General features: G+C 70.7%; 12 protein-coding genes, 1 tRNA gene and 1 pseudogene. 7 read left to right on the top strand and 7 right to left on the bottom strand.

Going from position 1 to position 15182, the window contains the following annotated elements; genetic code table 11:
• A pseudogene (locus ABIA35_RS42485) lies at window positions 1-249 on the top strand (hypothetical protein); the annotation flags it as partial.
• Between the two features lie 104 nt (window positions 250-353).
• On the opposite strand, the gene ABIA35_RS42480 reads toward ABIA35_RS42485, so the two are convergent.
• Window positions 354-1457 carry a hypothetical protein gene (locus ABIA35_RS42480; RefSeq protein WP_370336529.1) on the bottom strand — a complete coding sequence of 368 codons (1104 nt, stop codon included), beginning with the start codon at window positions 1455-1457 and terminating at the stop codon, window positions 354-356.
• Window positions 1458-1895: 438 nt separating this feature from the next.
• Window positions 1896-1968: transfer RNA gene (locus ABIA35_RS42475), tRNA-Arg, on the bottom strand.
• A 263-nt stretch (window positions 1969-2231) separates the two neighbouring features.
• On the opposite strand from ABIA35_RS42475, the gene glnII reads away from it, so the two are divergent.
• Window positions 2232-3254, top strand: coding sequence for a glutamine synthetase (glnII, locus tag ABIA35_RS42470; RefSeq protein WP_370361753.1), 1023 nt, complete (start codon window positions 2232-2234; stop codon window positions 3252-3254).
• A gap of 217 nt (window positions 3255-3471) precedes the next feature.
• Window positions 3472-5622 (top strand): PIG-L family deacetylase, encoded by a 2151-nt coding sequence (locus ABIA35_RS42465; RefSeq protein ID WP_370361752.1) that lies wholly within the window; start codon window positions 3472-3474, stop codon window positions 5620-5622.
• Between the two features lie 42 nt (window positions 5623-5664).
• Here ABIA35_RS42465 and ABIA35_RS42460 read toward each other — a convergent pair whose 3' ends face one another.
• Window positions 5665-6078 (bottom strand): VOC family protein, encoded by a 414-nt coding sequence (locus ABIA35_RS42460; protein ID WP_370361751.1) that lies wholly within the window; start codon window positions 6076-6078, stop codon window positions 5665-5667.
• 57 nt (window positions 6079-6135) lie between these two features.
• Between ABIA35_RS42460 and ABIA35_RS42455 the strand changes: the two genes are divergently transcribed.
• Window positions 6136-6582, top strand: a complete 447-nt coding sequence (locus tag ABIA35_RS42455; RefSeq protein ID WP_370336537.1) for a MarR family winged helix-turn-helix transcriptional regulator — start codon at window positions 6136-6138, stop codon at window positions 6580-6582.
• Window positions 6583-6776: 194 nt separating this feature from the next.
• On the opposite strand, the gene ABIA35_RS42450 is transcribed toward ABIA35_RS42455, so the two are convergent.
• Complete coding sequence (locus ABIA35_RS42450; RefSeq protein ID WP_370336539.1) at window positions 6777-7016, bottom strand: hypothetical protein; 240 nt, start codon at window positions 7014-7016, stop codon at window positions 6777-6779.
• 222 nt (window positions 7017-7238) lie between these two features.
• Between ABIA35_RS42450 and ABIA35_RS42445 the strand changes: the two genes are divergently transcribed.
• Window positions 7239-8900 carry a helix-turn-helix domain-containing protein gene (locus ABIA35_RS42445; protein ID WP_370336541.1) on the top strand — a complete coding sequence of 554 codons (1662 nt, stop codon included), beginning with the start codon at window positions 7239-7241 and terminating at the stop codon, window positions 8898-8900.
• Window positions 8901-9021: 121 nt separating this feature from the next.
• The gene (locus ABIA35_RS42440; RefSeq protein ID WP_370361750.1) at window positions 9022-9873 is read left to right on the top strand and encodes an SAM-dependent methyltransferase; all 852 of its coding nucleotides are present in this window, start codon (window positions 9022-9024) and stop codon (window positions 9871-9873) included.
• Here ABIA35_RS42440 and ABIA35_RS42435 read toward each other — a convergent pair.
• Complete coding sequence (locus ABIA35_RS42435) at window positions 9840-11798, bottom strand: ThiF family adenylyltransferase (protein WP_370361749.1); 1959 nt, start codon at window positions 11796-11798, stop codon at window positions 9840-9842. The two genes, ABIA35_RS42440 and ABIA35_RS42435, sit on opposite strands and share 34 nt — an antisense overlap.
• Window positions 11799-11913: 115 nt before the next feature.
• Here ABIA35_RS42435 and ABIA35_RS42430 point away from each other — a divergent pair, with 115 nt between their 5' ends.
• Window positions 11914-12933 (top strand): beta-ketoacyl-ACP synthase III, encoded by a 1020-nt coding sequence (locus tag ABIA35_RS42430; protein ID WP_370336547.1) that lies wholly within the window; start codon window positions 11914-11916, stop codon window positions 12931-12933.
• A gap of 66 nt (window positions 12934-12999) precedes the next feature.
• On the opposite strand, the gene ABIA35_RS42425 is transcribed toward ABIA35_RS42430, so the two are convergent.
• Together ABIA35_RS42425 and ABIA35_RS42420 are read right to left on the bottom strand one after the other, a co-directional pair.
• Window positions 13000-13677 carry an FMN reductase gene (locus tag ABIA35_RS42425; RefSeq protein WP_370337564.1) on the bottom strand — a complete coding sequence of 226 codons (678 nt, stop codon included), beginning with the start codon at window positions 13675-13677 and terminating at the stop codon, window positions 13000-13002.
• A 263-nt stretch (window positions 13678-13940) separates the two neighbouring features.
• Window positions 13941-15092, bottom strand: coding sequence for an LLM class flavin-dependent oxidoreductase (locus ABIA35_RS42420; RefSeq protein WP_370337566.1), 1152 nt, complete (start codon window positions 15090-15092; stop codon window positions 13941-13943).
• Window positions 15093-15182: the final 90 nt, after the last annotated feature.

The following is a 15182-nucleotide window of genomic DNA, read 5'->3' as shown; positions in this document are numbered from 1 at the left end:
GCTGAACGCTGGGTGAAGACCCTCCGCTCCGAATGCACCGACCGGATCCTCATCGTCGGCGACCGCCATCTGCGGGTTGTCCTGGAGCATTACGCCGAGCACTACAACGCCGGACGTTCGCACCAAGGCCATGGGCTGAACCTGCGGGCGCCACTGGACGACCCGAAAGTCATCCCGTTCCCAACCCACCGGATCACTCGAACGAAGACCCTCGGCGGCCTCCTCAACGAATACGACGCCGCAGCATAGCCCCAGGTCAGCGCCTCGGCAGGGTTATTGAACCCCACAGGCAGCTGGCGACAGTCAGGGTGATCAGCTCTTCGGGTCTGGCCTATGAGTCCTGACGCCGCGTGTCACACCAGTCGGCCGACGGTGGCTGCAGCCTGTGCGCGCACTGCGGCCAGGAACCTGGGCGATGCCAACTCAGGCCAGTCAGAGTCCTGGTCTTCGTCTTCATCGTCGTCGGAGTCGGCACCGTCTTCTGCCGTTACAGCGCCGACCACGTCGTCGACCTCATCGAGGTTGAATGTTTTGACGGGTTCCTCGTCATTGACGTCCGATTCGTACTCCCGATACAGCAGCGCGCAGGCATAGATCCCGGTCAACAGATCCTCCAGCAAGTCCGGCGCGGGACGGGAGGTGTCCAGCGGTGTGGTGCGGATCTGGCCGAGCAGCATCTTTAGTGCGTCGCCATCGCTTCCGTCGTCGAGTTGCTCGGCATTTTCGGTCGCCTCGGTGAGTGCCTGCATCAGGCCGGGCAGGTTTGGGATCTTCCCCTCGGTGATGTCCATGGCTTCGCCGATTAGGGCGGTGACGGCCTCGTGGGGACTTGCGCCCGCGTGCATCATCTCCAGAACCATGGTGGGGGTGGCGAATGGCACGTCTTCGATGTCGTCGGCTGCGGCCACCACCTGGGTCACGTCGTAGCCTGAGGCTTCGGCCGTTACGGTGGCCGCGGCGTGCAGCCAGTGCGCTGCGGCCACTGCCGCCGAGGTCGGGTCCACGGTGGTGAAGAGCTCCGGCCTGCCGAGCGGCTCCTGGCGCAGAAGTGCGTCAGCGGCAGCGACCTGTACCGGCGAGGCTGAGGTTCGTGACAGCACTACGGCCTGCACTGCTCGGCCGGATAGATCTCCCAACTCGGCCTGTGTCACCGTTGCGATCTCGGTGGCGACTTCCGAGCGCACCGTCGCGGCGAAGTCTTCATCGCCGACCGTGTGCAGCGCGCGGCCCAGCCGATGTGCGCTCTCGGCAACGGTGCTGTACTCCACGATGATCGAGCCGTCCTCGTCCGGCAGGTTCGGCTTGGCGACCGCATCCAGTACCTGGTCGAATTCTTCACGTTCGCTTTGTCGGCGCCAACCCTCAGTGTTGTCGGACAGGTCGTCGCCGGCCGCTGCGGCCGGATGGGTGTAGCTGCGCCACAGGGCCCGTGACAGCCCATTCAGCCGCGCCGCCACCCACAGCGCAGCGTCCGCCGCCGTCCCCGGGGGGGGAGCGCCGCCACGGTAAACGCCGCGTCCCCGGTGCCGGTGGGATACGACCCGATCAGTGTCGAGCGTTCGGCGTCCACTGCGTACCTGGTCAACGTGGCCTCCAACAGTTCGGCTCGACTCGCCTTGGATCGTGCCACCCCGCCACGGACGTTACGCCTGGGACCAGAAAAGTCAGAACAGTTGGCACTCGAATCGGTGACGACCACCTGGACTTATGAACGGGAAGCGATACGTCGGCACGGCGAGAAACAGCCCGTCAGCACACGGACTCCGTACGGCCGTCATCACATCGTCATCACACGGCCTGATTCCGAAGGCTTTAGGCCTCGACTCGAGTCGAGTGGTCGAGTCCGGAAAACACAAAACCCCAGGTCATCGACCTGGGGTTGGTGTCTTGCTAGGTGCGCACGAAGGGATTCGAACCCCTAACCTTCTGATCCGTAGTCAGATGCTCTATCCGTTGAGCTACGCGCGCTTGCGACGTTGTCGATAGTACACGCCCGATGGCCTTCCTCGAAAATCGGTATCTGTGGGGGTGGCTTGGGCAGGTCAGGGGGTGTGTCGGGGGTCACGGTGGGTTGTCGGGGGGGTGATTTTGGGTCAGTTGATGTGGCGTTAACACCGGCGAAACGGGGGGGACTTGGGGTGGGGTCAGGGTGGGGTGGCTCGGTGGTGGGGTTGCTGGGCGGTCGGGGTGTCCTGGGTTTCGGTTGATCGGTTCGTCTGGTGAGGTGCGGGATGGTCTACAAGGCTGAGTACATCTGGATTGACGGTGGTGTTCCTACGGCGGGGCTGCGGTCGAAGACGCGGATTCTCGGTGATGGGGCTGTGCCGGGGGTGTGGGGGTTCGACGGGTCTTCGACGGGCCAGGCTGAGGGGCGTTCTTCGGACCGGGTGTTGCGGCCGGTGTTCACGTGTGCGGATCCGGTGCGGGGTGGGGACTCCGTGTTGGTGTTGTGTGAGGTGGAGGACATCGACTTCTCTCCTCACGTTTCCAACACGCGGGCGGAGGCTCGGGAGGTTGCTGAGCGGTTCGCTGAGCAGGAGGCGTGGTTCGGGATCGAGCAGGAGTACACGCTGTTCAAGGGTGGCCGGCCGTTGGGCTTTCCGGAGGGCGGTGGTTTTCCGGCGCCGCAGGGGCCGTACTACTGTGGGGTGGGGGCTGACGCTGTCTTCGGGCGGGAGTTGGTGGAGCGGCATCTGGACTACTGCCTGGCTGCCGGGTTGACCATTTCGGGGATCAACGCCGAGGTCATGCCGGGGCAGTGGGAGTTCCAGGTGGGGCCGGCGGGGCCGGTGGAGGTGGCCGACCACATGTGGGTCGCGCGCTATCTGCTGCTGCGGGTCGCTGAGGAGTTCGGGGTGGGGGTTTCGTTCGATGCCAAGCCTCAGAAGGGGGACTGGAACGGGGCCGGGGCGCACACCAACTTCTCCACCAAGGCGATGCGTGAGTCGTACGATCCGATCATCACCGCGTGTGAGGCGCTGGGTGAGGGGGACAAGCCGGCGGAGCATGTGCGCGCGTACGGGTCCGGGATCGAGGAGCGGCTCACCGGGCAGCATGAGACCGCGCCGTGGAGCGAGTACAGCTATGGCGTGTCCAACCGGGGTGCCTCGGTGCGCATCCCGTGGCAGGTCGAGGTGGACAAGAAGGGCTACATCGAGGACCGGCGGCCGAACGCGAACGTCGACCCGTACGTCGTGACCCGGCTCATCGTGGACACCTGCTGCAGTGCCCTGGAGAAGGCCGGGCAGGTCTGACCCCTGCCGGGCAGGCTGATCCCCGCCGGGCAGGTCTGGCACCTGCACAAAGAGTTCTGAGCGCGCCCCCGATCCGGTCCGGATCGGGGGCGCCGCTGTGTGTCCGTTCGAATTCAGACCGTATCGAGTGACTCCGAAGGCAACCGACGGGCCTCCCCCAGCGTCCCGAATATGGTTTGCGGGGAAATCCAGCCACACAGGAGTCAAGGTGCCTTACTTGTCTCGTCGCGAGCTCGGGCTGCTCGGGATGGGAGCACTGGCGCTCGGCGCGCTCGGTGCCGACAGCGCGGTCACCACCGCCCAGGCCGACATGGTCGACCGTCCGGCCCGGCTCGTGAGCCGGGTCGCGTTCATGCAGGTCGTCGCCCATCCGGACGACGACCTCTACTTCATGAACCCGGACATCGCCGACTCGGTGCGCACCGGCGGCGAGGTGACCACGGTCGTGCTCACGGCCGCCGAGGCCGGGGGCGGTGCGCCGTTCGCCGCCGCGCGGCAGCACGGGCTGCGCTCGGCCTACGCGCGCATGGCCGGGGCCGACGACGACGCGCCCTGGCGGCGCAGCGTGCTGGTCACGCGCGGGGGTGAGGCGGAGCTGTGCGAGCTGGAATCCGATCCGCGGGTCCGGCTGGTCTTCCTCGACATCTCGATGGGCAGCTACACCGGCTCCACGCCTGGCGACGAGAACCACACGCCACTGGCCGCGCTCTACCGCGGCACCCTCACGACCCGCCCCGTTCTCCAGCCCAGCGAGAGTGCCATAACCGCCGGCGTCTACACCCGCGACCAGCTCGTCGGCACGCTCACGGACCTGATGGACCGCTTCCAGCCCACTGTGGTGCGCACCATGGACCCCGACCCCGAGCGCCGCGGCGTCGGCCCGAGGGAGCGGGCCTGGCTCACCGACTCCGGCGTCCACACCGACAACGAGGACCACACCGCGACCGCCTGGTTCACCTATGCGGCCTACGCCGACCACCGGGCCCGGCGTGGCCCTTCCGCCGTGCGGCTGGACGCCTACGTCGGCTACGGGAACGCGCGCTGGCGCCACAACCTCGGCGGCTCCAGCGGCCGCGAGAAGCTCCGCCTGCTGGGCGTCTACGGCTGGGCCGACCGGCGCAAGTGCGGCGACCCGGTCGGCTGCGGCGACCGCACGGTCGGCGGCGACGCGGCCCGGCCGGGCTGGTCGCAGAGCACGAACCTGCGGCACGTCGGCACCACGGACTGGCTCCGTCTCGGGCCGGACGGACGGCTGCGGGCCTTCGCAGCGGTCGGCGGGCAGGCGGTGATGTGGACGGAGACGGCGCCGGGGAGTGGGGACTTCACCCCTGGGGCGGGAATCGGGACCGAGAACGGGATCAACGGGAGCGGGAGCAGGAGCGACAACAGGATTGGGAGCGGGATCGGTAGCAGCGGGATCGGTAGCGGCATTGGGAAAGACCAGAACACCGCCTTCTCCCTGACCCCTCATCTGGTGGTTGCAGTGGCGCCTGATCATCGCGCGCAGCTCGTCGGGCTGCGCACCACCAGCGACCCCGATCGGGGGACCTGGAGCCAGGAAGTGGTCGTCGCCGGCGAGCGACCCGACGGCGGCTTCACCCCCTGGACCGGCCTCGGAACGCCGATCGGCGCGGAGACCAAGGACTGTGCCGACGTCGGCTGTCCGACCGCGGTGGTCGACGGGCGCGGCGTGCTCCACGTTTTCGTGCGCAACGCCGACATGTCCGTGTCCTGGCGTTGTCGCGATCTGAACATGCCGGGGGCGGCCTGGACCGAGTGGCAGGACATCGGCGGGCACCAGGTTCGGGACGGGCTGACCGCGGCGGTCACCCAGGCGGGTGACGTCGAGCTCCACGCCGTCGGTCACGTGCTCTGGACCTGGCGCATCGGGTCCTCCGGCGGGCCGCTGCTCAGCCATGCGGCCCTGCCCCCGATGGGTGACCCGCCCACTGTCCACACGATGCGCGGTGGCGGCGCGCTGCTGGCCGCCCGGGCCGCCGACACCGGCGTCCTGAGTGTCATGTCCCGCTCGGCCGGCGGCGACTGGCGGCCGCAGCGGGGGACGCTCGGCGGGCAGGGCGGGTTCGGGGTCGTGGCGATCCAGCCGCACGCCGGCGGGGTCTTCCTGGCCCAGCGCGGACGCCGCGGGCTGGTCGAGGTGGTCTGGCAGCCGGAGGTCGGCGCGGCCGGCGGCGTCCGGCGCTGGCACAGCGGGCCCGGTCCGATCCTGCGGCCCTCGCTGGCCGTCGACGCCCACGGCCGGGTCGTGGCCGGGGCGGTCGGGCCCGACGGCGCGCTCTACACGGCGCGGATCGATGTCCGGGACGTGCCGCGGACGTTGCGATGGCAGGCCGCGGCGCTGGCATAGACAGAGGTAGAGGCGGAGGCAGAGCTAATGGCAGAAGCAGACTCAGCCCTCGTACGACTGCAGCTCGATCAGGTTCCCCTCCGGATCCCGCAGATGCGCGGTCCGCAGCGTCGGGCCCCAGTCCGGCCGGTCCGTCGGCGCCGCCACCAGCGTCGCGCCGTGCCGCACGCACAGCTCGGCGCCGGCCTCCACGTCGTCGACGCGGCACACGAACATCGTGTGGTCCTGTGCCGGCGCCGCGGTCGCGGGCAGCTCCGCGGTACCGGCGACGGCGGCCATGGTCGCGCGGTCGAACAGGACCAGGACCGCCTGGTCCTCGACGTCCCAGTTGGCGTAGGGGCCGGCCGGGGAACCCTTGATCAGCTTCGCGCCGAGCATCCCGGGCAGGACGGCCTGGTAGAAGTCGAACATCTCCCCGAAACGGGGCACCAGCAGGCGGGAGTGCAGCGCGTCCATCGCGTCTCCAAATTAGTGGGTGCTGACCCATGATGGGCTTGCGCCTATAGTCATACCATGGATGACCTGCGGGCGCTCCCGCCCTCGCTGACCGGACTGACCACCTACCTGCTCTCGCGGACAGGCAAGATCGCGCGGAACCGGCTGGCCGGGCGGTTCGCGGAGCGAGGGCTGCGGCTGTGGCACCACGCGGTGCTGGCGGCGCTCGCCGACTTCGGGCCGCACGTGCAGCGGGACCTGGCGGTGCGGCTGGCGATCGACCCCAGCGACATGGCCAAGATCGTGGACGAGCTGGCCGGGGCGGGAGCCGTCGAACGAGCCCGGGACACCGCCGACCGCCGGCGGGTCAGTGTCGCGCTCACCGAGCCCGGCCGCACGCTGCTCGCCGAGCTGGACGCGCAGGCTCAAGAGGTCCAGAACGAGGTCCTGGGTCCGCTCGGCGCCGCCGAACGCGACCAGCTGAACACGCTGCTGGCCAAGATGTTCGCGGATCTCGAGCGGTGATCCGATAAAGTTCCCGCGGTCGTCGCGCTTCCTGGGCTTGGGGAGCGCGGCGGCTTCGGAGCGGTCGGGGACGGCGAATAACCCGCCCGGGCCGGCTCGATCCTGAAACCGAAACCGTCCCCGGACGGGCTGGGATCCCCGAACCGGCGCGCGGACTGCGGACGCACGCCGGTATCCCCCCGGAAGGCGCAGCGCTAGAGGCGGATCCCCCCGCACACCGACGCCGGCGCCACCGGCATCCATGGGCCGCGCGGCAGCTGCCGCACGCGCACCTGCTCAATACCCCGCCCGCCGGGCGAGGACCATGTGCACTGGCCGTAGTACTCGGCGTCCCCGCGGGTCTCGAAGCCGTCCTCGACGGACAGCGACTGCTTCTCCCCGTCGGTCCGGATGAACTCGACCGCCCAGTTCTCCGACTCCTGAGTCGTTCGCACGGCGAGTCCTCCTGAAGTCCGCCTACGGTTACAGCAACTACCCCACATCATCGCGCTGGGCGATGGGACAATGCGGCAACCGACATTTTCTCCCGGCAACGCAGGGAGGAAAAGGCCCCGGTCCCGTAGCGGCTGTGGCGGCGCGCCACATTCGAGGTACCGAAAGCAGCGTGACGGGTCCGGACGGTGAGGGCCGCCCGCCGAGGCAGGGATCTCCAGAGGATGAGCAGGAAACCCAGGAGTCTGAAACAGATCCAGGCTCAGCTGTCCGAGCAGTTGCGGGCCACCGACCATTCCTGGGCCGACATCGGCCGGGAGTTCCAGCGGCGGTTCCACGTCAACGCGCGCGTCGCGTTGCGCCAGGCCCGCGGCTGGACCCAGCCGGAGGCCGCCGAGCGGTGGAACCGGCGCTGGCCGGACGACCCGAAGACCTTCAAGAACTTCTCCTACTGGGAGGCCTGGCCCAGCTCCACCGGCTACGCGCCGTCGCTGGAGGTCCTGGACCGGATGGCGCAGCTGTACGAGTGCAGCGTCGCCGAACTCCTGTCCGACCTGGACGACTACGGCGCCAAGAAGCGCCCGATGTTCAGCCAGGTCCGCGAGCCGGGTCCGGCCGGCGGGCTGCTGCCGCCGCCCCGCCAAGCCCCGCAGCCGTACGCACTTGCGGCTGCGGCCCCGAACCTCGAGGCGCGGTACGACCCCTACTTCGGCGCGCCCCCGGCCAAGCAGGTGTACGACGACCTCGGCACGAACCCCGGCGAGCTGCTGTCCTCGATGTCGACGGCCGCTGAAATCAGCTCCTTGATGGAGTCCCCCGACGGCGGCAACAGCCTGTCCCGGCGTTCGGCGCTGCTGAATCTCAGCAGTCTGTTCGCCGTCGCCGCGGCCGCGCCGCTGGCCGGCGAGGCGGTCCTGCCGACCCCGAACGGCCGGGTGGATCCGGCGATGGTGGAGAACACCGGGCTGATCGTCGGCGGCCTGCGCCAGCAGAACGCCGCCCTGGGCCCGTCCGCGACGGTCCAGACCGGGCTCGCGGTCCGCGCCATGATGGAGGCCGTGGTCAGGGACGCCCCTCCCGGGCTCACCGGCCAGGCCTGGGTCGTCTACGGCGACCTGGCGCACCTGCTCGGCTGGATGATGTTCAACATGGGCCAGGACGACGCGGCCCGGTTCTACTACGAGGACGCGCGCAAGGCCGCCTACCAGGCCGACGACTACGAGCTGGCGGCGAACATCCTGGCCGCCCAGGCGCATCTGAGCATGTCCTCCGGCGACCACCAGACCGCCATCGACCACGCCCAGGCCGCCGAGGAGGCGGCCAAGCGCAGCCCGAGCCGCCGGGCCAAGGCCTACGCCGCCGACATGACGGCCCGGGTCTACGCCTCGGCCGGCCAGGGTGCCCGCAGCCTCGCGGCGCTGGAGCGCGAGCGGCGGCAGATGCAGCGCATCGACTGGGCCGAGCCGGCCGCCGAGCGCTGGGGCTTCTACGGCCCGTCGTTCTACTGGGCCCGGGAGAGCGAGTGCCACCTGCTTCTGGGGCATCCGGTGGAGGCCGCAGACGCCGGGGCCCTGGCGCAGCAGCGGTTCAACCCGGCCTACCTGCACAACAACGCGATGGCGCTGGCCCGGCGGGCCCAGGCGCAGGTGCAGTTCGGCGACGTGCCGGCGGCCTGCGCGGCGCTGGCCGAGGCGGCGCGGATGGCCACCCTGGCCGGATCGGTGCGACTCACGACCGAAATGAACCGGGCCCGCACACTTCTGGTCCCGCACGACGACGAGGCCGTCGTGCAGGCCCTGGACGTGCGGTTGGACCGGTACCGCAAGCAGCGCGGCGCCGCCGGGGGCGGCACCGGGCCGAAGAAGTCTATGGAAGAGGTCTTATAAAGGTCGCCGAACAGCAGCGGCCGGCCAGGGAACAGTGCAAGCCTAGAGGGGTGGGTCGCGGCGGTTCGCGGTCGCGGACGCCGCACCCGGACCTCCGACTTCCCCAAGGAGCACGAAGACGATGACCGACCCGACCGGAGTGCCCGCCGGCACCGACGTGGACGCGATCTTCGACGACCTCCCGTCGAACATCGACACCGACGTGTTCAGCGTCGCGCGGCTGTACGACTTCCTGCTCGGCGGCAAGCACAACTTCGCCCCCGACCGGGACTTCGGGCGGCAGCTGCTGGCGATCGAGCCCAACGGGCGCATGATCCTGCAGCAGAACCGCCTCTTCCTGGCCCGGGCCATCAGGGTGATGCTGGACGACGGCGTCCGGCAGTTCCTGGACCTGGGCAGCGGGATCCCGACCCAGAACTACGTGCACGAACTCGCGCACGCCGTGGACCCGGCGGCGCGGGTCGTCTACATCGACAACGACCCGCCCGCGGTGAGCCACAGCAACTACATCCTGCGCGGCAACGACAACGCCGGCGCGGTGCTGGCCGACATGGTCGACGCCGAGCGGGTGCTGGGCGACCCCACCGTCAAGTCGCTGATCGACTTCGACAAGCCGGTGGGGCTCACCGCCCTGGCCGCCTGGCACTTCGTCAACGACGCCGACGATCCGGCCGGCGTGCTGCAGACCTACCGGCGGACGCTGGCACCGGGCAGCTACCTGGCGCTGACGCACGCCACGATCGACGGTGCCACCGGCGACCTGGTCCGCAACGTCCAGAGCCAGTACCAGGCGGTGATGAAGAACCCCTCGCCGCGCACGCGCGAGCAGATCGCCGGCTTCTTCGAGGGCTTCCGCATCGTCGACCCGGGCATCGTGAACCTGCCGGCCTGGCGTCCGGACAAGGCCGAGGACGCCGTCGGCGCGGAGAACGTCTGGTTCTACGGGGCGCTGGGCAAGCTGACGGCAGCCTGATTGCGGCCGTCGGCGATCAGCTCCTCCAGATCGACGTAGAACCGGCCGGACGCACAGGGGCCGCCGAGCAGGATCCGCCGGGCGGCCTCGGTCACCAGCGCGCCCCCGAGCGCCACTCCGGAGGCGAGCTGCGGCCAGCTGCTCAGCGTGCGGCCGATCTTCGGGATGCTCGCGGCCAGCGCCGGGGAGATCCGGTCGGCGTCGACCATGGCCAGGATCAGATCCACGCGCTGGTCGAAGGTCAGGTCCAGGCAGTCGTCGGGGGTGAGCGTCCCGAGCAGGCCGTGCAGCAGCGGCCGGTGCGGCTCGCGGTCGAAGCGCTCGATGTCCAGCAGGCCGCGGTCGTTCGCGTCCATCACCACCGGCACGCCCAGGTCCCGGGCGGCCTCGCGGGCGGCGAGCTTCACCCACGGGGTGTCGCATTCCTCGACGAGCAGGTCGATCGGACCATGGCCGCCCAGGAAGAACTCCTTCACCGTGTCCTCGGTCAGGCCGGCGGGGAAGATCTCGATGTCCAGATAGGGATCGATCTCGAACATCTGCCGGGCCGCGATGACGGCCTTGTTCACACCGATCTGGTGCAGGCCGGCGCGCAGCCGGTTCAGGTTGGACACGCTCAGCGTGTCGAAGTCGGCCAGTTTGAAGGCCCCGGCGACGCCTTCCTGGGCCAGGGTCAGCGCGGCGCTGTTGCCGACCGACAGGCCGATGACGCCGATCCGCTTGTCCAGCAGCCGGCGCTGCTCGGGCCGGTCGATCTTGCCGCGGTTGCGGTCGGTGCGGACCAGGCGGAACTCCTCGCGCGGCAGGACGTGGACCAGGCGGCCGGACCACGGGTACCAGGCCCAGGCGCCGTAGTCCCAGGGCCGGGCGCCGTCCAGCTGGTCCCGGCGGGCCGCGTCCAGCTCGTCGGCGTCCAGGACGCGCCCGGGGTCGCGGGCCCGGATCAGCTCCTCCAGCTGGGCCTCGATGGTGTCGGCGACCTCGCGGACCGCGCCGGTGTCCAGCAGCGAGCCCATCGCCACCCGGTCGTCGTGCCGGGCCGGCTCGAACAGGACCGGCTTCCAGCGGTGCGGGTCCGCCGGGCCGATCGCGGTGAGGCGGCGCGGCGGGGCGTCGCGCCAGACCGGCCCGCGGTGCGGGACGGTGAATGAGCGCCCCCTCCCGGGCCCGGCGGCTTCGACGGCCGCGGCGGCTCCGGCTGTCCCGACGGCTCCGGCGGGGCAGCCCTGTTCCATCAGGTCGTAGCGGAACAGCAGCCGGTAGTCGTCGACCAGGGCGGTGTGCTCGCCGGCGCCCTCGGCGCAGCGGTGCAGCAGGATGACGACGTCCTCGGTGTACTTCTCGACGTAGCGCCGGGTGCCGGCGACCGGGTGGAAGCCGAAGCGCCCGTGGAAGCGGTCCTGGCCGTCGGCGGTGCCGGAAGTGCCGATCATCGCCGCCGCGCCGAGTTCGTGGGCGGCGGCCACGGCCAGCGCGTTCAGGTGCAGGCCCAGGCCCAGCTTGCGGGCCCGGTGCTCGACGACGAGCCGACTGTGTTCGAACACTGATCCTGGAGTCAGGCCCTCGGTGTGCAGGACCTCGTCATAGCGGGTGGCACCGAGGAATTCCCTGGACTGGTACCGGGAAGCGGTGGCCGGTGTCAGGAGCCGGACATACCCCAGCGGCGGGCCGTGCAGGCCGTCGCGGCCGCGCCGGGCGGCGAAGTGCCAGGCGCCGTGGTCCTGGGGCTGGGCGTCGGGTTGGGAGTCGGGTTGGGCGTCGGGCCGGGCGCCGGGGTGGTCGCCGCCGCGGCTGGCGAAGGCCGGGCGCCGGCCCTGATCGAACAGGACGCGGGCGCGCAGACGCCGTATCTCCTGCAGGGCCTCGGGGGCCGCGTCCGGATCGGCGGGGGCGCGGAAGGCGGTGAAGATCCAGGGGGAATCCATGCTCAAGACCATGGGATGGCGAACCTGGCGGAAACAAGCCGGTTGTGCACCTTACGGGTGAATTCATCGCGAAAGTCCTATGTGAGTCCGGTTCGCCCCGGCGAGAATCGACCGCGTGACCACACGCGCGGCAGTCGTCCAGGGGGTGGGCGGCTGCGTGCCGCCCCGCTCCGTCGACAACAACGAATTGAGCTCACGGTTGGCGACGTCCGACGCGTGGATCAGGGAACGGCTCGGCATCGTCCGGCGCCACGTCGCCGACGGGGTCTCCACCGTCGATCTGGCGGTGGAGGCCGGGGCCCGGGCTCTGGAGATGGCCGATGCCGGGGCCGGGATGGGCGCGCTGGACGTGGTCCTGCTGGCCACCACGACCCCGGACCGATTATGCCCGGCGTCGGCGCCGGAGGTGGCCTCGCGGCTGGGGTACACCGGGATCGCGGCGTTCGACGTCAACGCGGTGTGCGCGGGGTTCGTGCACGCCCTGGCCACGGGGAACGCGCTGATCCGGGGGCACATGGCCGACCGGGTGCTGGTGATCGGCGCGGACGTGTTCACCACTTTGGTGGACCCGCAGGACCGGCTCACCGCCTCGATCTTCGGCGACGGCGCCGGGGCGCTGGTGCTGCGCGCCGGGGACCCGGACGAGCCCGGCGCGCTGCGGGCGTTCGATCTGGGCAGCGACGGGTCGCAGGTGGCGGCCGTGGAGGTGCCGGGGGGCGGGGCGCGGGACCGGCTGGGGATGCCGGTGGCGAATCAGCGGGCGTACTTGGTGATGGACGGGCCCGCGGTGTTCCGGCGGGCTGTGCGGGAGATGACGGCTTCCTCGCTCCGGGTCCTGGACAAGGCCGAGTGGGACGCGGCCTCGGTGCGGCGGTTCGTACCGCACCAGGCGAATATCAGGATCATCCACGGCGTCGCCGAGCGGCTGGGGATCGGCGCGGAGCGCGTGGTCGCGAACATCCAGGACGTCGGGAACACGGTCGCGGCGTCGATCCCGCTGGCGCTGGCCGACGCGCACGACGCCGGCCGGCTGGCCGCCGGGCAGCGGGTGCTGATGACCTCGATCGGCGCCGGTCTGGCGTGGGGGTCGGCGGCGTTGACGTGGCCGCGGCTGGAGGGGAAGGCCCGGTTGTGAGGCGATGCTTCGGTTTTCGCGCGAACTCAGAGACTCCGGTTTTCGCGCGAACTCAGAACTCGGAACTCAGATCCCGGACCTGAGCGCCGCCATCCGCTGCTCGAAGGGCACGACGTCCTCGAACTCGTCGCGGCGCCGGCGGGCGGCGCCCGGCTGGCCGGCCATCAGGTCGGCCAGTTCGCCGCCGGCCCGCTCGATGCGCTCGAACAGCGCGCCCTCCCCGGCCGAGGCCCAGTCCTCCGAGGCGGCGAACACCGCGGTCGGGACGATGAAGGCACGCAGGTAGGCGAACATCGGGCGCAGCGCGTGGTCCAGCGCCAGCGAGTGGCGGGCGGTGCCGCCGGTGGCCGCTATCAGCGTCGGCTTGCTGGTCAGCGCGTCCTTGTCCAGGACGTCGAAGAAGGACTTGAACAGGCCGCTGTAGCTGGCGGTGTAGATGGGGCTGACGGCGATCAGGCCGTCGGCGCCCTCCACGGCGTCCAGCGCGGCGCGCAGCTTGGCGCCGGGGAAGCCGGCGACCATCGCGCCGGCGATGTCCAGCGCCAGATCGCGCAGCTCCAGGACCTCCACCAGCACCTGCCGCCCGCGCTCGCCGAGCCGGCCGCGCGCCGCCTCGGCCAGCCGGTCGGCCAGGATGCGCGCGGTCGAGGGCTGGCCCAGGCCCGCGGTGACGGCGACCAGGCGCAGGACGTCGCCGGCCGGGCCGGGGCGCGGCGGGCCGGGGTGGGCCCGGGCCGGAAGCAGGGCGCTGCTGCTGGCGGGATCGGGGGCGCGGGTGGCCGGCGGGGCGGCGAAGGGTGCGGCGAAGGTCGGGCCGGCGGGGATCTCGGGGAAGCCGAGGTCCGCGTAGGCGAGGCCGTTTGTGCCGGCGCCGGCGCCGTACTGGTTCGGTGCCCCGGCCTCGTGCCCGTTCGCGGGCAGGCCCGCCTGCCGGCCGAACCAGGCGCTCCCGCCCGACGGCGTGAAGCCCTCGTCGCCGAACCCGTTGTTCGCCGCCTCGTAAGCACTCACGGTGCGATGGCCTCCTTCGTGTCGAACAAAGCCGACCGCTCATCATCCCGCGTCGCGGCCGTCCCCGCCTGGCTCCCCGCGGACCGGGCCGCCAGGCTCGCATGGGTCGGGGCGTCCGGGACGTCGGCGGGGCGGCCGATCGCGAACTCCTTGCGCAGCACCGGGACCACCTGCTCGCCGAGCAGGTCGATCTGCTCCAGCACCGTCTTCAGCGGCAGGCCGGCGTGGTCCAGCAGGAACAGCTGGCGCTGGTAGTCGCCGACGTAGTCGCGGAAGGACAGGGTGCGCTCGATCACCTGCTCCGGGGTGCCGACCGTGAGCGGGGTCTCGGCTGTGAACTCCTCCAGGGAGGGGCCGTGGCCGTAGACCGGGGCGTTGTCGAAGTACGGCCGGAACTCGCGGACCGCGTCCTGGGAGTTCTTGCGCATGAACACCTGGCCGCCCAATCCGACGATCGCCTGCTGCTCGGTGCCGTGCCCGTAGTGGGCGAAGCGCCGGCGGTACAGCGCGACCATGCGCTGCGTGTGTTCCTTCGGCCAGAAGATGTTGTTGTGGAAGAAACCGTCCCCATAGTACGCGGCCTGCTCGGCGATCTCGGGGGAGCGGATCGAGCCGTGCCAGACGAACGGCGCGACGCCGTCCAGCGGCCGGGGCGTGGCGGTGAAGCCCTGCAGCGGGGTGCGGAAGCGGCCGGACCAGTCGACGACGTCCTCGTCCCAGAGCCGGCGCAGCAGCGCGTAGTTCTCCAGGGCCAGGTCGATGCCGTCGCGGATGTCCTTGCCGAACCACGGGTACACCGGGCCGGTGTTGCCGCGGCCCATGATCAGGTCCACGCGGCCGTCGGCCAGGTGCTGCAGCATCGCGTAGTCCTCGGCGATCTTCACCGGGTCGTTGGTGGTGATCAGCGTGGTCGCGGTGCTCAGCAGCAGCTTGGAGGTGCGGCCGGCGATCCAGCCCAGCAGCGTGGTCGGGGAGGAGGGGACGAACGGCGGGTTGTGGTGCTCGCCGGTGGCGAAGACGTCCAGGCCGGCCTGCTCCGCGTGCTCGGCGATGGCGGCCATCGCCTTGATGCGCTCGTGCTCGGTCGGCGCGCGGCCCGTCGTGGGGTCGGGCGTCACGTCTCCGACGGTGAAGACGCCGAACTGCATCTGGCTCACGGTGGGACCTTCCTGTTGGTTGAAAGTTGAACAAACCCTTCAACCGGGCATGAGGAGATCGTATTCCGCGAGGTTAGGTTC

Origin of the sequence: Catenulispora sp. MAP12-49, assembly GCF_041262705.1 — a bacterium.
Taxonomy (GTDB): domain Bacteria; phylum Actinomycetota; class Actinomycetes; order Streptomycetales; family Catenulisporaceae; genus Catenulispora.
Note: the sequence above shows the minus strand (reverse complement) of the source record. Positions and strands in the feature narration are given on the sequence as shown.